The organism is Pseudomonas germanica, from assembly GCF_019614655.1.
Classification (GTDB): domain Bacteria; phylum Pseudomonadota; class Gammaproteobacteria; order Pseudomonadales; family Pseudomonadaceae; genus Aquipseudomonas; species Aquipseudomonas neuropathica.
The window spans coordinates 4439263-4459578 of sequence record NZ_CP071586.1 but is presented as its reverse complement, the minus strand read 5'-3'; the positions used below and the strand labels follow the sequence as shown (position 1 = coordinate 4459578).

General features: G+C 60.2%; 18 protein-coding genes. 9 read left to right on the top strand and 9 right to left on the bottom strand.

Annotation, left to right across the window (positions count from 1 at the left end; genetic code table 11):
* The first annotated feature begins 2 nt into the window (after positions 1-2).
* The 4 genes from J0G10_RS19580 (at position 3) to J0G10_RS19565 (ending at position 4731) form a co-directional block, all read left to right on the top strand.
* Positions 3-503, top strand: a complete 501-nt coding sequence (locus tag J0G10_RS19580; protein WP_099756683.1) for a Csu type fimbrial protein — start codon at positions 3-5, stop codon at positions 501-503.
* A 33-nt stretch (positions 504-536) separates the two neighbouring features.
* Positions 537-1325, top strand: a complete 789-nt coding sequence (locus J0G10_RS19575) for a fimbrial biogenesis chaperone (RefSeq protein WP_220556512.1) — start codon at positions 537-539, stop codon at positions 1323-1325.
* 80 nt (positions 1326-1405) lie between these two features.
* Positions 1406-3763, top strand: coding sequence for a fimbria/pilus outer membrane usher protein (locus J0G10_RS19570; protein WP_220556511.1), 2358 nt, complete (start codon positions 1406-1408; stop codon positions 3761-3763).
* The gene (locus J0G10_RS19565; protein WP_095050792.1) at positions 3760-4731 is read left to right on the top strand and encodes a Csu type fimbrial protein; all 972 of its coding nucleotides are present in this window, start codon (positions 3760-3762) and stop codon (positions 4729-4731) included. Before J0G10_RS19570 ends, J0G10_RS19565 begins: the two co-directional genes overlap by 4 nt.
* A gap of 123 nt (positions 4732-4854) precedes the next feature.
* Here J0G10_RS19565 and J0G10_RS19560 read toward each other — a convergent pair whose 3' ends face one another.
* Together J0G10_RS19560 and J0G10_RS19555 are read right to left on the bottom strand one after the other, a co-directional pair.
* Entirely contained in the window at positions 4855-5610 is a 756-nt protein-coding gene (locus tag J0G10_RS19560) for an anti-sigma factor family protein (RefSeq protein ID WP_095050791.1), read from the bottom strand.
* Positions 5607-6113, bottom strand: a complete 507-nt coding sequence (locus tag J0G10_RS19555) for a sigma-70 family RNA polymerase sigma factor (RefSeq protein WP_007917263.1) — start codon at positions 6111-6113, stop codon at positions 5607-5609. Before J0G10_RS19555 ends, J0G10_RS19560 begins: the two co-directional genes overlap by 4 nt.
* 157 nt (positions 6114-6270) lie before the next feature.
* On the opposite strand from J0G10_RS19555, the gene J0G10_RS19550 reads away from it, so the two are divergent.
* Together J0G10_RS19550 and J0G10_RS19545 are read left to right on the top strand one after the other, a co-directional pair.
* Positions 6271-7377: a catalase family peroxidase gene (locus tag J0G10_RS19550; protein WP_220556510.1), complete on the top strand. Its 1107-nt coding sequence runs from the start codon at positions 6271-6273 to the stop codon at positions 7375-7377.
* Positions 7374-7919 (top strand): cytochrome b, encoded by a 546-nt coding sequence (locus tag J0G10_RS19545; protein WP_093434126.1) that lies wholly within the window; start codon positions 7374-7376, stop codon positions 7917-7919. Before J0G10_RS19550 ends, J0G10_RS19545 begins: the two co-directional genes overlap by 4 nt.
* Here the strand turns inward: J0G10_RS19545 and J0G10_RS19540 are convergent.
* Both J0G10_RS19540 and J0G10_RS19535 read right to left on the bottom strand, forming a co-directional pair.
* Positions 7916-9109, bottom strand: coding sequence for an MFS transporter (locus tag J0G10_RS19540; RefSeq protein WP_220556509.1), 1194 nt, complete (start codon positions 9107-9109; stop codon positions 7916-7918). The two genes, J0G10_RS19545 and J0G10_RS19540, sit on opposite strands and share 4 nt — an antisense overlap.
* Before the next feature lie 148 nt (positions 9110-9257).
* Positions 9258-10409 carry a M14 family metallopeptidase gene (locus J0G10_RS19535; RefSeq protein WP_220556508.1) on the bottom strand — a complete coding sequence of 384 codons (1152 nt, stop codon included), beginning with the start codon at positions 10407-10409 and terminating at the stop codon, positions 9258-9260.
* 96 nt (positions 10410-10505) lie between these two features.
* On the opposite strand from J0G10_RS19535, the gene J0G10_RS19530 reads away from it, so the two are divergent.
* The gene (locus J0G10_RS19530) at positions 10506-10670 is read left to right on the top strand and encodes a hypothetical protein (protein WP_156685516.1); all 165 of its coding nucleotides are present in this window, start codon (positions 10506-10508) and stop codon (positions 10668-10670) included.
* Between the two features lie 219 nt (positions 10671-10889).
* Here the strand turns inward: J0G10_RS19530 and J0G10_RS19525 are convergent, their stop codons facing one another.
* A complete protein-coding gene (locus J0G10_RS19525) occupies positions 10890-11228 on the bottom strand; it encodes a DUF6124 family protein (RefSeq protein WP_220556507.1) in 339 nt (112 codons plus the stop codon).
* A 130-nt stretch (positions 11229-11358) separates the two neighbouring features.
* Between J0G10_RS19525 and J0G10_RS19520 the strand changes: the two genes are divergently transcribed.
* The gene (locus tag J0G10_RS19520; RefSeq protein ID WP_095050787.1) at positions 11359-12018 is read left to right on the top strand and encodes a LexA family protein; all 660 of its coding nucleotides are present in this window, start codon (positions 11359-11361) and stop codon (positions 12016-12018) included.
* A 40-nt stretch (positions 12019-12058) separates the two neighbouring features.
* Here the strand turns inward: J0G10_RS19520 and J0G10_RS19515 are convergent, their stop codons facing one another.
* The 4 genes from J0G10_RS19515 to J0G10_RS19500 form a co-directional block, all read right to left on the bottom strand.
* A complete protein-coding gene (locus tag J0G10_RS19515) occupies positions 12059-14008 on the bottom strand; it encodes an acetyl/propionyl/methylcrotonyl-CoA carboxylase subunit alpha (RefSeq protein WP_220556506.1) in 1950 nt (649 codons plus the stop codon).
* Entirely contained in the window at positions 14008-14823 is an 816-nt protein-coding gene (locus tag J0G10_RS19510; protein ID WP_099756674.1) for a gamma-carboxygeranoyl-CoA hydratase, read from the bottom strand. The genes J0G10_RS19515 and J0G10_RS19510 overlap by 1 nt, the downstream gene beginning before the upstream one ends.
* A gap of 117 nt (positions 14824-14940) precedes the next feature.
* Entirely contained in the window at positions 14941-16548 is a 1608-nt protein-coding gene (locus tag J0G10_RS19505; RefSeq protein ID WP_220556505.1) for a carboxyl transferase domain-containing protein, read from the bottom strand.
* Between the two features lie 11 nt (positions 16549-16559).
* Positions 16560-17723: an isovaleryl-CoA dehydrogenase gene (locus J0G10_RS19500; RefSeq protein ID WP_095050784.1), complete on the bottom strand. Its 1164-nt coding sequence runs from the start codon at positions 17721-17723 to the stop codon at positions 16560-16562.
* Positions 17724-18017: 294 nt separating this feature from the next.
* Between J0G10_RS19500 and J0G10_RS19495 the strand changes: the two genes are divergently transcribed.
* On the top strand, positions 18018-19715 hold the full coding sequence (locus tag J0G10_RS19495) for an AMP-binding protein (RefSeq protein WP_220556504.1): 1698 nt from the start codon (positions 18018-18020) through the stop codon (positions 19713-19715).
* Positions 19716-20316: the final 601 nt, after the last annotated feature.

The window sequence follows — 20316 nt, the reverse complement described above, 5'->3', positions numbered from 1 at the left end:
CCATGCGCCGCCATGGCTGTGCCGCGCTGCTCCTGCTCTGCGCAGGCAGTGCGCCGCTGCCGCTGACCGCAGCAACGAGCCAAAGCTTTCAGGTCAGTGCCACGGTCACTGCCGGGTGTCTGGTGGTGGGCGGGGTGTCGAACTATGGCGGGCTGAATTTCGGTTCGCGTTCGGCACTGGCCACCGGCACCGTGCAGGTCGCGCTGACGGGTGGGGTGCAATTGCAATGCACGCCGGGCGTGACGCTGAACATGAGCGTTGATGGCGGCCAGTACAACAACAGCGGCCGGCACATGCAGGTCAACAGCGGCACTGCGCGGGTGGCGTATGCGCTGTTTAGCGATGCGGCATACAGCCAGAGCCTGGGCATCGGCCAGAGTGTGGCGGTGGCCTACAGCGATGCGAACAACATCAGCCTGCCGATTTACGGTCAGGTGCAATTGCCGGGCAATCAGCCTGGGGGGACGTACAGCGACGTGTTGCAGGTGCAACTGTCGTGGTAAGGCGAAGTTGAATGGCCGACAAGGAGCAGGTTTATGGGGTCAGTTACGTCACTGCATTCGTTCGTGCGCTGTGCGATGTGGACGCTGGTTATGCTTGGGGCAAGTCAGGCACACGCGGCGAGTTCGGTGCTGATCTGGCCGATCGATCCGGTGCTGGAGGCTGATCAGCAGGCCAGTGCGCTGTGGCTGGAGAATCGCGGTAGCGAAACCGCCAATCTGCAGATCCGCGTGTTCGGCTGGAGCCAGAGTGGTTTCGCCGAGCAATACCAGAACCAGCGCGACGTGATCGGCAGCCCGCCGGTGGCGAAAATCGAGCCGGGACAGAAACAATTGGTGCGTCTGACCCGAACCAAGGAAGTGCCACCGGGGCAGGAACTGGCCTATCGGATCATCATTGACGAAATTCCTTCCGCACAACCCGCGACCGCTGATGGAGGCAAAACCGCCGCAGCGATCCGCTTCCAGATGCGTTATTCGGTGCCGCTGTTTGCCTATGGCGCCGGGCTGTGGAGCAAGGAAGACAGCAGCCGCGCGCGTGATCCCAAGGGTGTCGGCCTGCCGCAATTGAGCTGGCGCACGGTGGCCGTGGACGGCCGGCCCTATGTGGAAGTGCGTAATCAGGGCGCGGTGCATGCGCGACTGACTGACGTGGCAATCAAACAGGCGGGGCAGAGCAGACCGCTTGCCGAAGGGCTGCTGGGGTACGTGCTGCCGGGGGCGGTAATGCGGTGGCCGGCACCGGGGCCGTTGGCCGGTGATTCGGCGTTGCAGGTGCGGGTGAACGGCGCGCCGCAGGTGCAGAGCATTACACCTGCCAAGTGAGTGAGTCGTAGCGCAGTTATCTGACGTCGGCTAAAGCGGTATCAGGGAGGATTCAGTCCATTGACGGACGTAAAACGGGTATGAGCCCAGGACGGGTTCGTCGTATTCAGCGTCCGTTGTGGCTCATCACTGGCGCGTGTTGCCTGATGTTTGTTCAACCATCCGGGGCCGGCGATCTGCCGCCGCCACCGAGCGGCATGGAGGCCGTGAGTGATGCACAGTTGTTTCTGGAACTGGTGGTCAACCAGATGAATACCGGTCGCGTGGTGGCGGTGCAGCAGCGCGACGGGCGCCTGTTCGTGCCAGTGACGGCGTTGCGTGAGACCGGCATGAAACTGCCCGACAGCCTTGGCGCCGAGGTCGATCTCGACAGCCTGGCGGGGCTGCACAGCGATTACGACAGTGTCGGTCAGCGCCTGCTGCTGGACGTGCCGCCGGACTGGTTGCCGGAACAGTTCATCGGCAATCGCCAGGCTTACCCGCGCACCCCGGCGCTGAGCAGTTTCGGCGCACTGTTCAACTACGATCTGTACCTCAACGACACCGACGATGCCGGCACTTACCTGGCGGCGTGGAACGAAGTGCGGCTGTTCGACAGCTGGGGCACGCTGTCCAACACCGGGCAATACCGGCGTACGTTGTCTGGTGACTCGCTTAACACGCTGGACAACGGTTACCTGCGTTACGACACCACGTGGCGTTACTCCGATGACGAGCGAATGCTCACCTACGAGGCCGGTGACGTGATTAGCGGTGCGTTGCCGTGGAGCAGTTCGGTGCGTCTGGGCGGCGTGCAGTTCTCGCGGGACTTTGCCGTACGCCCGGATCTGGTGACTTATCCGTTGCCGCAATTTGCCGGTGAAGCAGCAGTGCCGTCCTCGGTGGACCTGTTCATCAATGGCTACAAGTCGAGCAGCGCAGATTTGCAACCTGGGCCTTATACGCTGACCAATATTCCATTCATCAACGGCGCTGGCGAAGCGGTGGTGGTGACCACCGATGCACTGGGTCGGCAGGTGTCGACCACGGTGCCGTTCTATGTCACCAGCACGTTGTTGCAAAAAGGCTTAAGCGATTTTTCCGTGGCGGCCGGTACGTTGCGCCGCGACTACGGCTTGAAGGACTTCAGTTACGGCTCGGGTGTCACCTCTGGCAGCCTGCGTTACGGCGTCAGCGACAGTTTTACCCTGGAAAGCCATGCCGAAGCGGCCGATTCGCTGACACTGGGCGGCCTCGGCGGCAACCTGCGGCTGGGTAATTTCGGTGTACTCAATAGTGCCCTGAGTCAAAGCCGCTTCGACGGCGAGGGCGGTCAGCAATTGAGCCTGGGCTACCAGTACAGCAATCAGCGCTTCAGCTTTTCCTACCAGCGCCTGCAACGTCACGATCAATATGCCGACCTGACCGTGGTCGACAGCTCCTACATCAGCCTGAGTCGACGCAGCGAACAGGCGACCTTAAGCCTTAACCTTGAGCGTTGGGGCAGCCTCGGGGCCGGTTATTTCGATGTTCGTGCGGCGGACGACTCGCGCACGCGGCTGCTCAACCTCAGCTGGAGCAAACCGCTGTGGCGCAACAGCAGTTTTTACCTGTCGGCCAACCGCGAAATCGGCGACAGCAACTGGGCAGTGCAGGCGCAACTGGTGATTCCGTTCGATCTGCGTGGCAGCCTGGCGATCAGCAGCGATCGCAGTAAAACCGGGCAGAGCCAGCAACGGGTCAACTACAGTCGTGCGGTGCCGACTGAGGGCGGCGTGGGTTTCAACCTCGGCTACGCCAAGGGTGATGGCGCCGATTATCGCCAGGCCGACGTCACCTGGCGGCTGCAATCGGTGCAGTTGCAGGCTGGTGTCTACGGCACTTCCGAGGCTGAAACCCGTTGGGCCGATGCCAGTGGTTCGTTGGTGTGGATGGACCGTCAGGTGTTCGCCGCCAACCGCATCGACGATGCGTTTGTAGTGGTCAGCACCGATGGTTTCGCCGACATTCCGGTGCGCTACGAAAACCAGCAGGTCGGTCAGACCGACAAGAACGGTCATCTGCTGGTGCCGTGGAGCAGCGCCTATTACCGGGGCAAGTATGAAATCGACCCACTGAATCTGCCGGCCAATGTGCGCAGTCCCAATGTCGAACAACGCATCGCTGTAAGGCGCGGCAGCGGTTATCTGCTGGAGTTTCCGCTGGCCCGAGTGATTGCCGCGAGCATCGTGCTGGTCGACGCGCAACAGCGCGAACTGCCGCTGGGCGCGGGTGTGTTGCATGAGCAGAGCGGCACACGGACGGTGGTCGGTTGGGACGGGCTGGTCTATCTGGAAAACCTGCAGGCGCAGAACTCGCTGCAGGTCACGCTGGCCGACGGCAAGACCTGTCAGGCGCAGTTCAGCGTCGATATGAATCAGGACCAGGTGCCGCTGATTGGCCCGTTGGTGTGCCAATGATCTACGCACGCTTGCTTTTGTTGCTGGCGCTGATGCTGCCGGGCGCGGCGCAGGCCGCGTGCTCGGTGGTCAGCACCACGCCGGCAGCGTTCGGTACGCTCAGTTCGATCGCCGTGCGCACCACTTCACAACCCAGTTCAACACTGAATGCAGGTTTGAGCTGTACCGGTTCGCTGCTGTCCCTGCTGACCAGCAACGACCACTTCTGGGGCACCGTTTCTTCGACTCAAAGTGGTCTGGTCGGGCCGACCGGCGATGTCATCAACTACACGGTCTACGCCAACAACAGCACCAGCTACCCGCTGACTCGTGGCACGGCCTACGACTTTGCGCGCAACGGCATCATCGATGCCTTGGGCCTGCTCAACGGTACAACGCCGAAAACCGTGCCGCTGTATCTCGGCACAACCATTGGCAGCAACGTCGCCGCCGGGGTGTACACCGAGACCCTGAGTATTTTCTGGAACTGGAATTACTGCTCGGGGATTGGTATTGGTTCTATCTGTCTTGGGCGCGACATCGCCAGTGGCACGACCTCGTTGACGGTGAATATGACGGTGTCCAACGACTGCACGATTACTGCGCCGAACATTGCGTTCGGCAGCGCTCCGGTGATCAGCGCGTTCACCCCGGTGACCGGGCAAACCATCAATCTGGCCTGCACCAAGGGCAGTGCCTATACCGTGGGGCTGAGCGACGGGCAGAACGCGGTGAGTGTCGGCGGCCGGCGACGGATGATTTCCGGGAGCAATTATCTGGCCTACGACATTTTCAAAAGTGCCGGCACCACGCGCTGGGGCAGCGTCGGCGCGGCGCGGCGGGCGAGTACCGATGCCGAGGTCAATCCGGGTAACGGCTTGGGCACGGGCAGCCAGATCTTCAACTACAACGCGAAGATCTACACCGACCAGACCACGCCGCCGGCGGGCACTTATCTGGATAATGTGGTTTTGGACGTAGGTTTCTGAGCTGACACGATCCTTTGTAGGAGCTGTCGAGTGAAACGAGGCTGCGATCTTTTGATCTTGCCCTTAAGAACAAGGTCAAAAGATCGCAGCGTGCCGCAGCTCCTACATAGAACAGCGGTGTTTTCAGAATTGCAGTGATTGCTTGAGCTGTTGCGCCGCCGGTGTATCGACCGGGCTGACCATCGCGTAGTTGTACCCGCCGCCCGACCAGTACTCGGCCTGCAAGTCGCCATCACTGCGGCTGCCACGGGGCAAAAAGGTGTTCTTCGGCCCCGGCGGGCGCACGTAGAAACTCACTTTGTGGCCGCTGCCATCCTCATACACCACCATCGCCGCCGGACCTTCATCAGTGCTGAGCAAGCGTCCGCTGACCGGTTCAAACCCGGCCGCCTTCAGGTCGGGCAAGCGACTGGCCCGGGTGAAATAGCGGTCGAGCCAGCGCTGCATGTCGTCGGCACTCTCGACCTGGTAATCGGCGGGCAACATGCCTTGCTGGGCAATCAAGCGATAGGCCTGCAAGGCGTCGGTCATCGGCAACATGGCCGGGCGCACGAGGGTCATTTCCCGGGCCTGCCAGCCACTGAAACCGCCGAGGCTGACCGCGATCAGCAACACCGCAGCACTGGCCAGATGACGACGCGACTGGCGCTGACGGCGCTGGCGAATCATCGCTGGGTCAAGCGCTGGGTTGGCCGGTTGCTGCAACGCGCCGCTGAGTGCCGCGCGTAGTTGCTGGGCATCCTGTTGCCAGGCGCGAACCTGCGCCGCTTCGTCCGGGTGACTGGCCAGCCAGGTTTCCAGCACACGCCGGTCGGTGTCGCTGAGTTGGTGGTCGACATAGGCGTGCAGGTCACGCTCGTTGGGAGGCAGGCTGATCATTTAAGTATCCGCAAAGAAGGGCTGCTGATTTCGCCGTCGCTGAGTTGGCGCAAGGCCTGGCGGGCGCGGGACAGGCGCGACATCACGGTGCCGATCGGGGCGCCGAGAATCTCGGCGACCTCTTTATAGGAAAGGCCTTCCACTGAAACCATGAGCAACAGCGCGCGCTGTTCGCTGGGCAGTCGGTCGAAGGCTTGCAGGGTCGACTGAGCAATAACGGTACGCTCCACCGACGGTTCGGCATCGTCGCGACCGGTGAAGAATTCGAGCATTCGCGCATAACGCCGGGAGCGCCGGTGGGCGTCGAGAAACTGCCGATAGAGGATCGCGAACAGCCAGGCACGCAAGTCGCCGTCGGCGCGTTTGTCGCCCCAACTCGACAGGGCACGCTCCAGACAGGCCTGCACCAGATCGTCAGCACTACTGCTGTTGCGCGTCAACGACACGGCAAAGCGGCGCAATCTGGGAATGATTTCTCTCAACTGTTCGTCGAATTCGCTCATGAAATTCTGCTAGTCACTACGCTGTGGACTAGGGAGACGCCCGCCGTTGGAGGTTATTCCACGTTCGGAAAAATAAATACCGTTGTGTGGAATAAACCCGGACGAGGCGCGTCTTGCTGATTCTTCCTACTTGTGGCCATTGGCCCTGGAGTCCTTCATGGTTGATCGCACCTCACCCAACGCTTCACCGCCCGGCGGGCCGCAGCGCCCGCCACTGAGTGCCGCGAGCCTGATATTGCGTCTGGGCGGCATTGCCGTGGTAGTCGCCGCGGTGGCCGGGGTGTTTGCCTACGTTCACGGTAACTTCGACCCACAACGCCTGACGCCAAAGGCGCTGGTCGATGTGCTGGAGAAGAACAATGGCGTGCATCCTGGGTTTCGTCGTAATCACGCCAAAGGCGTGTGCGTGATCGGGCATTTCGAAAGCAGTGGTGAGGCACGGGTATTCTCCACCGCGCAGGTGTTCAACGAGCCGCAGACTCCAGTGGTCGGGCGTTTTGCGCTGCCGGCGGGCAATCCCTATGCACCGGACAGCAGCGTGCCGATTCGCAGTCTGGCGTTGCGGTTCACCCAGGCTAACGGGCAGCAGTGGCGCACCGGGATGAACAGCATGCCGGTGTTCCCGGTCGGTACGCCTGAGGCGTTTTATCAATTGCAACAGGCGCAATCGCCAGATCCGGCCACCGGTAAACCTGATCCGGCGAAGGTTCCGGCGTTCTTCGCCGCGCACCCGGAAACCGTGCCGTTTTTGACCTGGGTGAAGACGGCCAAACCGTCGGCCAGTTATGCCACCGAAACCTATAACAGCGTCAACGCGTTTTATCTGGTCGACGCCAGCGGTAAAAAACAGGCCGTGCGCTGGAGCATGACACCGTTGGCGCGCGATGCTGCGGGCGCCAGTGCGCCTGAGGGCGGCGATTTTCTCGAGAAAGATCTGGTGCAACGGTTGTCGTCTGCACCGCTGCGTTTTCAGTTGAATATCACTCTGGCCAATCCCGAGGATCCGGTGAACGACGCCAGCAAGACTTGGCCGGCCGGGCGCAAAGTATTGAACGCGGGCACACTGGTGCTGGAAAAGACCCAGCCGCAATTGAGCGGCGAATGCCGGGACATCAACTATGACCCGCTGGTGCTGCCGGCCGGGATTCAAGGTTCCGACGACCCGTTGCTCGCCGCCCGTTCCGCCGGTTACGCCAATTCCTACTTGCGTCGCACCAGCGAAGTCAGTCAGTTGCCCGCCGCCAAACAGGAGGCTCGTCCATGAGCACTCAACCGACGCATTTCGCCCTGTTGGCGCGGCTGCTGCACTGGCTGATGGCGCTGATGATCATCGCCATGCTGTTCATCGGCGCCGGCATGGTCACCTCGGTGTCCGAGCGGCATGAATGGCTGATCCATCTGCACAAACCGTTGGGCATTGCGATTCTGGCGCTGGTGATCGTGCGTTTGCTGGTACGGCTCACCACGCGCCAGCCACCGTTGCCCGCCGATCTGCCGGGCTGGCAAGTACTGGCGGCCAAGGCGTCCCATCTGCTGCTTTACGCGTTGATGCTGGTGTTGCCGTTGCTCGGTTGGGCGATGATCAGCGCTTCTGGTGAACCGGTGATGCTCAGCACAACGTTGCAGTTGCCAGCGATCGTTCCGGCCGACGCGCAGTTGTTCGCGTTTCTGCGCAAGGCTCACGGGTATCTGGCCTATCTGCTGTTCCTGACGGTGCTGCTGCACCTGGCGGCGGCGCTGTTTCATGGCTGGGTCCGCCGCGACGAGGTGCTCGACAGCATGTTGCGTGGTCGCGATCGCAGCTAACCCGTTTGTCTGGCGCATCGTAGCGATGCGCCACGTTTCAGGGTCAGCCACCAGTACGCCAGCTCCACGGCGTTGATGCCGGCGCCGAGCAGGCACACGCCGATCCAGCCGGCCCACGCGTACATCGCGGTCGAGCCGATGGAACCGAGCGCGCTGCCGATCGAGTAGAACAGCATGTAACCGGCAGTGAGACGGCTTTGCGCTTCGGGGCGCACGCTGTAGATCATGCTCTGGCTGGTGACGTGCACGGCTTGCAGAGCCAAATCGAGGGTGATCACACCCAGCAGTAATGCCCACAACGAGGATTGGGTGAGGGCGATCGGCAGCCAGGAGGCGAGCATCAGCAACAGCGAAAGTCCGCTGACCCATTGGCCGAGGCCGCGATCAGCCAAGTGTCCGGCCCGTGCGGCGGCCAGCGCACCTGCTGCGCCGGCCAGACCGAACAGACCGATTTCACTGTGCGACAGGGACAGTGGCGGCGCGGCCAGTGGCAACACCATCGGCGTCCACAGCACCATTGCGCTGGCGAAGGTCAGCAGTGCGAGGATCGCGCGTTGGCGCAGTACCGGTTCTTCTTTGAACAGACTGAAAACCGAAGCGATCAGTGCAATGTAGCCAGTCGCCGGTTGTGGGGATTCATGCTTGGGTAGAACTCGAAACAGCAGCAACGCCATCAATAGTGTCAGCCCTGCCGACAGAAAGTAGATTGCACGCCAGCCGGCCAGATCGGCCATGCCGCCGGCGACCGTGCGTGCCAGCAAGATGCCCACGACGATGCCGCTGGTCACCACACCGACCACGCGCCCGCGTTGTGTCGGGATCGCCAGTGTGGCGGCGTAAGCCACCAGCACCTGCGTCACCACGGCGAGCAGCCCCGTCAACGTCATGCCGAGCAGCAGCCAGACACTGCTGGGCGCCAGCGCGATCATCAACAACGCCGCTGCCGACAGCAGGGTTTGAGTGACGATCAATCGGCGTCGATTGAGCAGATCGCCGAGGGGCACCACTAGCACCAGACCGATGCCGTAACCGATTTGCGTCAGGGTGATGACGATGCCGATAGTCGCCGGCGACATCGCAAACGCTTCAGCCATGGCGTCCAGCAATGGCTGGGCGTAATACACGTTGCCCACGGCCAGACCGCAGGCCACAGAGAAAAGCAAAACGGCGCTGCTGTTGAGAGGTTTCATATCCCGCATCCTTTTAGGTTTCAAAATAAAACCTTGGTCACGGTATTGATTCAGGTTTTATTTTGCAACCTGTTTGCACGAAAGTACGAATGGCAGAAAGCAAAAGATCGCAGACAAGCTGCGATCTTTTGAGGGACGGAGGAGGGGATCAGCGCAAGGTATCAACCATGTCGGCGATGGTGGTCAGCACGTCTTTGCCCAACTGTTTGGAGCGTTTGCCCGACCAGCCGGTTACCTTGTCGGGATGGTCGTCGTGATCCTTGAACGGCATTTCCAGGGTCAGTGACAGGCAGTCGTATTTCTGTCCGACGCTGTTGCACGCCAGGGTCATGTTGGCTTGGCCCGGTTCGTCGCGGGTGTAGCCGTACTTGGTCTGGAAGTCTTTGGTGGTGTGTTTCAGGTGGCTGCGGAAGTGTTCTTCGAGCTTCTCGATGCGCGGCGTGAAGCCCGGATTGCCTTCGCAACCGGCAGTGAATACGTGGGGAATTTCTTCGTCGCCATGTACGTCGAGGAACAGATCGACGCCATACTTTTCCATTTGCTGCTGTACGAAAAGTACCTCGGGGCTGACGTCCTGACTGGCGTTCTGCCAAGCGCGGTTCAAGTCCTGGCCCATCGCATTGGTGCGCAGGTGACCGTGGAAGGCACCGTCCGGATTCATGTTCGGCACCAGGTACAAATCAGCGCTGGCCAGCAGTTTGTTCAGCACGGGATCGTCGTGTCTTTCCAGGCGTTCGATGACGCCTTCCATGAACCACTCGGCCATGTGCTCACCCGGATGCTGTTGAGCAATGATCCAGATTTTGCGCTGGCCTTCGGCGCCGGTGCCTTTGCGCAGCAGTTGAATATCGCGACCTTCGACGCTCTTGCCGGTGGCCAGCAGTTCGGTGCCGGCCTTGCTCAGGGCCTGATCGATCAGCCAGTCGTGACGGCCACGGCTGTAGGGTTCGAAATACGCAAACCATGCATGGGTTTGCTCCGCCTCAAGGCAAAAACGCAGGCTGTCACCTTCAAAACTGGTTGGAATGCGGAACCAGTTGACGTGGTCGTAGGAGGCGACTGCCTGATAGCCGGTCCAGGCTTTGTTATAGGAGGACTGGCTGGCGTTGACCAGGCGAAACCAGTGTTCCTGATGAACATGCAGGCCGCTGGCCTTGAAGTGAAACCACTGGAAATGCGCGCTGCGAGTATCCGGACGAATGGCCAGAACCGGATTGAGCGGATTGCTGATGTCGATGACTTGGATGTTGCCGCTGTCGAAGTTGGCACTGATGTCGAACGAAGATTTGGCCACGGTCATAATCGATTCCTGAATATGATTTTTATGGCCGTTACTGTACACGCAGGCAGGGCTGAAACCGAGGGGAATTGCGGTGTGTGGCGGGGGGCGTCCTCCATGACGCGCAAGCAGCTTAGAGACTGTGCGATTGATTCTCAAGTGCTAATTGGCATTAGTTTGCCCCAATGTGGCCGGGCTTCGCTTGCCAACCAATATTCTTTTGATATTATCCGCGCCATCGAATTTGCAGCACCTAAAGACTTCATTAGCCTGAAGCCATAAGCCTGAAAAACGGGCAAAAAAAAGACCCGGCAAAAAGCCGGGTCAAAAACCGTGATTAGCCTGATGAGGAGATAGTCCAGAAGACCGACCTAAGGTCTCTGGTCCATCGACTGATCTCGCGACCAGCTGCTTGCAATAATAATCATTATCATTTGCAAGTCAAATGTTTTTACCTGCGCGATTGGAAAATTCTTTCCCGTCCGCCTGCACTTCCGTTTCTCAGGCTTCATCGCCATCGAGTGAATGGTCGACCATCGCCCGCGCCATATCCACCATATGCACCACTGAAAATGCCAGATCGCGACTCGCGCCTTGCAGGTTTTCGGCTGCCTTGAACGCCGTGGCTGCTGCGCAGCGCAACAGGTCCGAGGCATGCACCAGGGCTTCCTCGCCACTGAGATGGCGCCTGACATCGAAAAAACGCTCGTCGACCTCAGGTTCTGACACAGCTGGTTTCAAGTAATAGTCCAGCGCGCGTTGCGCCGCCGCATTGCTTTGGGGCGAGGTGAAGGTGGTGTCCATTTGCAGATCGGGCAAGTCTTTGCTGCTGATATTCATGATGAGGGGGCACTCCTTGGTCGATTGAAAATCCGTGCCTTCAGAATAGTACTCTGTGTAGTTGTGACGAGAATTTAAATACTACAATATGTGTTTTGCTGGCCGAAGGCGTCCACGTAAGGTGCTGCACATGGATAAATGGATTGAGTTGGTCAAGGCCAAGATGAGTGAACTCAAAATCACTCAAACAGAGCTCGGAGAGCGCGTCGGCATGTCCCAAGGCGGGATCGGCCATTGGCTGAACAAGCGTCGCGAACCCGGTATCACTGAAATGAACCGGGTGCTGCAAGCGCTGGGCATGGATTTCCTCGAAGTGGTGCTGGTGATCCGTGAACCGCAACCCACGTCCGAAGACGAGATGCCGCTGGCGCAGAAGTACAACCCGTACTTCCGTTACCCGGTCAGCGATTGGCAGACGACGTGCGAAGTGCGTGAAAGCGATCCGGCGTCCTACGGCAAGGCGTCCGGCAAACAGCGCTTCGAGCTGACGGATTACCACGCGCGCGGCCCGGCGTTCTGGTTGACGGTGACGGGAGATTCAATGACCGCACCGAGTGGCCAGAGCATTGCCGAAGGCATGCTGATTCTGGTCGACCCGGCCGCCGAAGCGCTGCCCGGTAAACTGGTGATCGCCCAGTGGCCCGACAGTACGGAGGCGATTTTTCGCAAACTCGACGAAGAGGGCGGCCAGCGTTACCTGGTGCCGCTCAATCCGACGTGGCCGAAAGCCCTGCTGACCGATGAGTGTCGAATCATCGGTGTTGTGGTGCAGGCAACGGCGCGTTACTAGTCAGATCGATCCTCGCCAGGCGTAGGATCGATCCTCCCGTTCATACTTCTTCCAGCTCAACCAAAGCGCTGCCTTCGCCAACCATTTCACCTTCCTGGCAATACAGCGCTTTGATCACCCCGGCATGCGGCGCACGGATGCTGTGTTCCATCTTCATCGCTTCCAGCACCACCAGTTGCGCACCGGCCTCAACCGATTGCCCGGCCTCGACCAGCACACGGACAATGCTGCCGTTCATCGGCGCGGTCAGGCCGCCCTGATGGCTGTGGCGGGCTTCGACGGCGCTGATCGGATCGTACGTCTCGATACGGCGCAACTCGCCTTCCCATTGCAGGTACAACGCATCGTCCTGGCGAATCGCACGCAACGTACGACGAACGCCCTCGTGCTCGACGATAAGTGCTTCGCCGAACAGTCTGGCGTGGTCGGCAGCATTCAGCGTCAAGGCGCGATCCTGCCCCTCGCAACTCAAATGCAGGGTGATTTCCGGCGGCAGCCCCGCACGCAAACCGCTATTGAGTGACCAAGGCGAAGCAGGGTCATCCTGGCGTGCGAGTTGTGGCAGGCTCTGCGCCACCGCTTGAGCCGCCGCCGCCCAGAACGCATCGCTCAGCGTGCCCGGTGCAGGCAGCAATTGCTCCTGGTAACGCGGAATAAACCCGGTATCCAGTTCCGCCGCCGCGAACGCCGGGTGCGCAATGATCCGCCGCAAGAAGTTGATGTTGGTTTTCAAACCGCCAATCGCAAACTCGTCGAGCATGCTCAACAAGCGCAACCGAGCCTGTTCGCGATCCTCGCCCCAGGCAATCAGCTTGCCGAGCATCGGGTCGTAGAACGGCGAAATTTCATCACCTTCTTCAACCCCGCTATCCACCCGGCGCCCTGGCCCTTCGGCCGATTCGCGATACAACGCCAGACGTCCGGTCGCCGGCAGGAAGTCATTTGCAGGATCCTCGGCGTACAAGCGAACTTCAATCGCATGGCCGTTCAACGGCACTTGTTCCTGAGTGATCGGCAGTGCTTCACCACGGGCAACGCGGATTTGCCAGGCGACCAGATCAAGACCGGTAATCGCTTCCGTCACCGGGTGCTCGACCTGCAACCGCGTGTTCATCTCCATAAAGAAGAATTCACCGCGCGCATCCAGCAGGAACTCCACCGTACCGGCGCCGACGTAACCGATCGCCTGTGCCGAACGCACCGCTGCTTCACCCATCGCCCGCCGCAGTTGCGTGGACAGACCGGGTGCCGGCGCTTCTTCGACGACTTTCTGATGGCGGCGTTGAATCGAGCAATCCCGTTCATTGAGGTACAGGCAGTTGCCATGCTGATCGGCGAACACCTGGATTTCCACATGACGTGGCTTGAGCAGGTATTTCTCCACCAGCATGCGCGAATCGCCGAACGACGACTGCGCTTCACGCTGAGCCGAGGCGAGGGCTTCGGCCAACTGGCTGACGTCCTCGACCACTTTCATGCCTTTGCCACCACCGCCGGCCGTGGCTTTGAGCAGCACTGGATAACCGATGCGTTCGCAGGCATCGCGGAAGGTGTCGAGATCCTGCGCTTCGCCGTGATAACCCGGCACCAGTGGCACACCGGCGGTTTCCATCAGTGCTTTGGCGGCGGATTTGCTGCCCATGGCATCGATGGCCGAGGCGGGCGGGCCGAGGAAAATCAGCCCGGCCGCTTCGATGGCACGAGCGAACCCGGCGTTTTCCGAGAGAAACCCGTAACCCGGATGAATCGCCTGCGCGCCACTGGCCTTGGCCGCTGCGATCAGCTTGTCGATCTGCAGATAACTGTCGGCGGCTTTGCTGCCGCCCAGGTCCACGCGAATATCCGCTTTCCGGCTGTGCCTCGCCTCACGGTCGGTGGCGCTGTGCACGGCAACCGTGGTCAGGCCCAAGGCTTTGGCAGTGCGCATCACGCGGCAGGCGATTTCGCCACGGTTGGCCACCAGCAGGGTGGTGAGAACAGGTACGCTCATCAACGCGGCTCCTTGGTGGTGGTTGCGGCTTGCCAGCTCGGCGGACGTTTTTGCAGAAAGGCGCGCAAGCCTTCCTGACCTTCAGGGCTGACGCGGATACGGGCGATGGCATTTTCGGTGTAGCGGCGCAGCGCCGGGGTCAGCGCGCCGTTACCGACTTCACGCAACAGATCCTTGCTGGCGCGCATGGCGGCGGGGCTGTTGAGCAGTAAATTGTTGATCCACTGTTCGACTTGCTGATCAAGTTCGGCAGCAGGATAGCTCTCGGACAACAAACCGATTTCCCGTGCACGTTGTCCGCCGAAACGCTCGGCGGTCAGGGCATATCGACGCGCAGCGCGTTCGCCGATGGCCTGCACCACGAACGGACTGATCACCGCCGGCGCCAGACCGATGCGCACTTCCGACAGGCAGAACTGCGCGTCATCGGCGCCAATCGCCATGTCACAGCAACTGATCAGCCCCAGCGCGCCACCGAACGCCGCGCCTTGCACCACGGCCACTGTGGGGATCTTCAGCTTGGCGAGGTTGTACATCAGCTCCGCCAATTCGCGAGCGTCGTCGAGATTGGTGTGGTAATCGAGCTCGGCCGATTGCTGCATCCACGCCAGATCAGCGCCGGCACTGAAGTGCTTGCCACGACCACGCACCAGCAGGAAACGCAGGCTGGCGTCGCTGGCGACTTTGTCCAGCGCGAGGATCAGCTCGCGGATCATCTCGGCATTGAAGGCGTTGTTCTTTTCCGCGCGGTTAAGCCACAGCGTCGCGAAACCCCGTGGGTCGCTTTGCAGTTCGAGGGTGTTGAAATCGCTCATGTTCATCCGTCTCCACGGTTCCTGTGGGAGCGAGCTTGCTCGCGAACGCGTTGTATCAGTCGACATTTCCACTACCTGACAAAGCGTATTCGCGAGCAGGCTCGCTCCCACAAAAAATCACATCCGGAACACGCCGAAGCGGCTCGGTTCGATTGGCGCGTTCAGCGACGCGGACAAGGCCAGGGCCAGCACATCGCGGGTCTGCGCCGGGTCGATGACGCCGTCGTCCCACAGCCGGGCACTGGAATAGTAGGGGTGACCCTGTTCTTCGTACTGGTCGAGGATCGGTTGCTTGATCTCGGCTTCCTGCTCGGCACTGAAGGCCTGGCCGCTGCGCTCGGCCTGTTCGCGCTTGACCTGCACCAGTACGCCGGCGGCCTGTTCGGCGCCCATTACGCCAATGCGCGCGTTCGGCCACATCCACAAGAAGCGCGGGTCGTAAGCGCGACCGCACATGCCGTAGTTACCGGCGCCGAAGCTGCCACCGATGATCACAGTAAATTTCGGCACCTTGGCGCACGCCACCGCTGTCACCAGTTTTGCGCCGTGCTTGGCGATGCCGCCGGCCTCGTATTTCTGGCCGACCATGAAGCCGGTGATGTTCTGCAAAAAAAGCAGCGGAATGCCGCGCTGGCAGGCCAGTTCGATGAAGTGCGCGCCTTTCTGCGCGGCTTCGGCGAAAAGGATGCCGTTGTTCGCCAGAATCGCGATCGGGTAACCGTGCAGATGCGCAAAGCCACACACCAGCGTGGTGCCGAACAAAGCCTTGAATTCATCGAACACCGAACCGTCGACCAGTCGCGCAATCACTTCGCGCACGTCGAACGGCTGCTTGGCGTCAGCCGAGACCACGCCGTACAACTCATCGCTGGCGTACAGCGGCGCAATCGGCGCGCGTTGCTGCACGTCACCGAGTTTGCGCCAGTTAAGGTTGGCAACGCTGCGGCGGGCGAGGGCGAGGGCGTGTTCGTCGCTCTCGGCGTAATGGTCGGCGACCCCGGAAATCTTGCAGTGCACATCGGCACCGCCCAAGTCTTCGGCGCTGACCACTTCACCGGTCGCGGCCTTCACCAGTGGCGGGCCGGCGAGGAAAATCGTCGCCTGATTGCGCACCATGATCGCTTCGTCCGCCATCGCCGGCACATAGGCGCCGCCGGCAGTGCACGAGCCCATGACCACGGCGATCTGCGGAATGCCCATCGCGCTCATGTTGGCCTGGTTGAAGAAGATCCGCCCGAAGTGCTCACGATCCGGAAACACTTCGTCCTGACGCGGCAGATTGGCGCCGCCCGAATCGACCAGATAGATACACGGCAGACGATTCTGTTGCGCGATGGTTTGTGCGCGTAGATGTTTTTTCACGGTCAGCGGGTAGTACGAACCGCCCTTCACCGTCGCATCGTTGGCGACGATCATGCATTCGACGCCTTCAACCCGGCCGATCCCGGCAATCACACCAGCGGCCGGCACGTCTTCGCCATACACAGCGTGGGCGGCCAGTTGGCTGATCTCCAGAAATGGCGAACCCGGATCAAGCAAGCGGTTGATGCGCTCACGCGGCAGCAGTTTGCCGCGTGAGGTGTGGCGTTCCTGGGCTTTCGCGCCGCCGCCCTGCGCCACTTGGGCGAGCAGGGTGTGCAGGGCGTCGACCTGTTTGAGCATCGCCGCGCTGTTGGCGGCGAACTCCGGCGAGCGGGGGTTGAGCTGAGTGTGCAGGGTAGCCATGGTCAGCTCCGTTAGCGGGTTTCGTTGAACAGTTCGCGGCCGATCAGCATGCGACGGATCTCACTGGTGCCGGCGCCGATTTCGTACAGCTTGGCGTCACGCAGCAAGCGGCCCGCCGGGAATTCGTTGATGTAACCGTTACCGCCGAGAATCTGGATCGCGTCGAGGGCCATTTGCGTGGCGCGTTCGGCGGTGTAGAGGATCACGCCAGCGGCGTCCTTGCGGGTGGTCTCGCCACGTTCGCAGGCCTGAGCGACTGCATAGAGATAGGCGCGGCTGGCGTTAAGTTGGGTGTACATGTCGGCGACTTTGCCCTGGATCAGCTGGAATTCGCCGATGCTCTGGCCGAACTGCTTGCGGTCGTGGATGTACGGCACGATCAGGTCCATGCACGACTGCATGATCCCGGTCGGGCCGCCGGACAGCACGACGCGCTCGTAATCGAGGCCGCTCATCAACACTTTCACGCCGCCGTTGAGTACGCCGAGAATGTTTTCTTCCGGCACTTCGACGTCATCGAAGAACAGCTCGCAGGTGTTGGAGCCGCGCATGCCGAGCTTGTCGAATTTATTGCTGCGGCTGAAGCCTTTCCAGTCGCGTTCGACGATGAACGCGGTGATGCCGTGTGGGCCTTTTTCCAGATCGGTCTTGGCGTAGATCACGTAGGTGTTGGCGTCAGGGCCGTTGGTGATCCAGGTTTTGCTGCCGTTGAGGACGAAGCGGTCGCCGCGTTTGTCGGCGCGCAGTTTCATCGAGACCACGTCGGAACCGGCATTCGGCTCGCTCATGGCGAGGGCGCCGACGTGTTCGCCGCTGATCAGCTTCGGCAGGTATTGGGTTTTTTGTTCGTGGTTGCCGTTGCGGTTGATCTGGTTGACGCAAAGGTTGGAGTGCGCACCGTAGGACAGCGCTACAGAGGCCGAACCACGGCTGATTTCTTCCATCGCCACCACATGCGCCAGGTAACCCAGGCCAGCGCCGCCGTACTCTTCCGGCACGGTGATGCCGAGCAGGCCCATGTCACCGAATTTGCGCCACATGTCGGCGGGGAACAGGTTGTCGCTGTCGATCTGCGCCGCGCGCGGGGCGATCTCTTTAGCGACAAAGGACTGAACCTGATCGCGCAACATGTCGATGGTTTCACCGAGGGCGAAGTTCAGGGATGGATAGCTCATGGGTCACCTTTTGGCTTTTTTGTAGGGTGGGGAGGGCGGTCACTCAGCTCTCACCTTTACGTTAACGTAAGCCTGCGATGGATGGCTGTCAATCACCCTTTACGTTAACGTCAACTTGAGCGAGAGTAAGGGCAGTTCAAGATTGAAAGCTGATTGGTTTTTGTAGGAGTGAGCCTGCTCGCGATGGCGTCGTGTCAGTCGACGTAAATGTTGACAGTAGGATCGAGATCGCGAGCAGGCTCACTCCTACAAGTGACCGTCGGCAACCCATAAATAAAGACAATAGGGGTCGTCATGGATCAACCCAGTGCAAACCCGCAGCGCAGCTATACCCGTGGATCTCAGGACAAAGCCTTGCTGGCGATGACCATCGGGCAGAAGTTCGATCACACCGCCGCGCAATACCCTGACGGCGAAGCGCTCGTCGTGCGCCATCAGCAGCTGCGTTACTCCTGGCGACAACTGGCCGATGCGGTGGACCTGCACGCCAGAGCGCTGCTCGCCCTGGGTTTGCAGGCCGGCGATCGCCTCGGTATCTGGGCGCCGAACTGCGCGCAGTGGTGCGTCACCCAAGTTGCTACGGCAAAAATCGGCGTGATCCTGGTCAACATCAACCCGGCCTATCGCAGCTCCGAACTCGAATACGTGCTCAAGCAATCCGGCTGCCAATGGCTGGTCTGCGCCGGGGCGTTCAAGTCCTCCAACTACCACGCCATGTTGCAAGGGTTGGTGCCGGAACTGGCCGAGCAACCCATCGGCCAATGGCGCAGCGAACGCCTCCCCGCACTGCGTGGGGTAATCAGCCTTGACGCGCAACCACCGTCAGGTTTTCTGCCGTGGTCGCAACTGGCCGATCTGGCCACCAGCATCTCTCCCGATCAACTGCGCGAACGCAGCGACAGCCTGCACTTTGATCAACCGGTGAACATCCAGTACACCTCCGGCACTACCGGTTTCCCCAAAGGCGCAACCCTCAGCCACTACAACATCCTCAATAACGGCTACATGGTCGGTGAAAGCATCGGCCTGACCCCGCGCGATCGTCTGGTGATCCCGGTGCCGCTCTACCACTGCTTCGGCATGGTCATGGGCAATCTTGGCTGCATCACCCACGGCAGCACGATGATTTACCCCAGCGATGCCTTCGATCCGTTGCTGACCCTGCAAACCGTCGCCGAAGAAAAAGCCACCGGTCTTTATGGCGTACCGACCATGTTCATCGCCATGCTCGACCAGCCGCAACGCGGCGAATTCGATCTGTCGAGCCTGCGCACCGGAATCATGGCGGGCGCGACGTGCCCGATCGAAGTGATGCGTCGGGTGATCAGCGAGATGCACATGAGCGAAGTGCAGATCGCTTACGGCATGACCGAAACCAGCCCGGTGTCGCTGCAAACCGGCCCGACCGATGAGCTGGAATTGCGCGTGACCACCGTCGGCCGCACCCAGCCACAGCTGGAGAGCAAGATCATCGACGAAGCCGGCAACCTCGTGACGCGCGGCACCATCGGCGAACTGTGCACCCGTGGCTACAGCGTGATGCTCGGTTACTGGAACAATCCGCAAGCCACCGCCGAAGCCATCGATGACGCGGGCTGGATGCACACCGGCGACCTGGCGAGCATGAACGAGGAGGGCTACGTCAACATTGCCGGGCGCAACAAGGACATGATCATTCGTGGCGGCGAGAATATTTACCCGCGTGAGCTTGAGGAGTTTTTCTTCACCCATCCGGCCGTGGCGGATGTGCAGGTGATCGGCATTCCGTGCTCGCGTTACGGTGAGGAGATTGTTGCCTGGATCAAATTCCACCCCGGCCACAGCGCCTCGGAGCTGGAGCTGCAAACCTGGTGCAAGGAGCGTATCGCGCATTTCAAGACGCCACGGCATTTCAAGTTCGTTGAAGAGTTTCCGATGACGGTGACGGGCAAGATCCAGAAATTCAGGATGCGTGAGATCAGTATCGAAGAACTGAAAACAATCGAGCGTTAACCACCACCCCTGTGGGAGCTGGCTTGCCAGCGATTGCGGTGGATCATTCAATATTGATGCTGGCTGACCTGACGCCATCGCTGGCAAGCCAGCTCCCACATGGATTTGCGGTGAAAACACAAATCACAGAAAGCACAAAGGGGAGCCGAAGCTCCCCTTTAATTTTGTCGTCGCGTGCTCTTTTTTATTATTGAGGGTCGGTCTGTTGTTGTTTTTGGCAACCGTGGCCCTTTACCGCTGTTTTTGGCGACCCCCATCCGGGGTCAAGAGCAAACGTATTTTTTTGAGCGCTGATCTACTTTCTCGCTAAGCGATCCAACCGATTCGGGAGCTACCTGAAGGTAGTTTTATTGTTCTCTGCCCGGTTGCGGGTCACTCCTGAGAGCACCCTGAAAAGCACACCTTCTCCAAAAAAATCTGTTAGCTGCGTCTCTGCCGTGTTGTTTTTGTTATGTCAGAGTCGGTACGTCTTATTTTTATTGGTTTGCTGCTTTTTATTCTTGTTATGCCATAGAGATAGCAGAAGCCGTGCCAACTTTTAAAAATCCTTATAAATCAATAGTTTGAAAATTTCAGAGATTTTTCACTCCGACGAAACCAG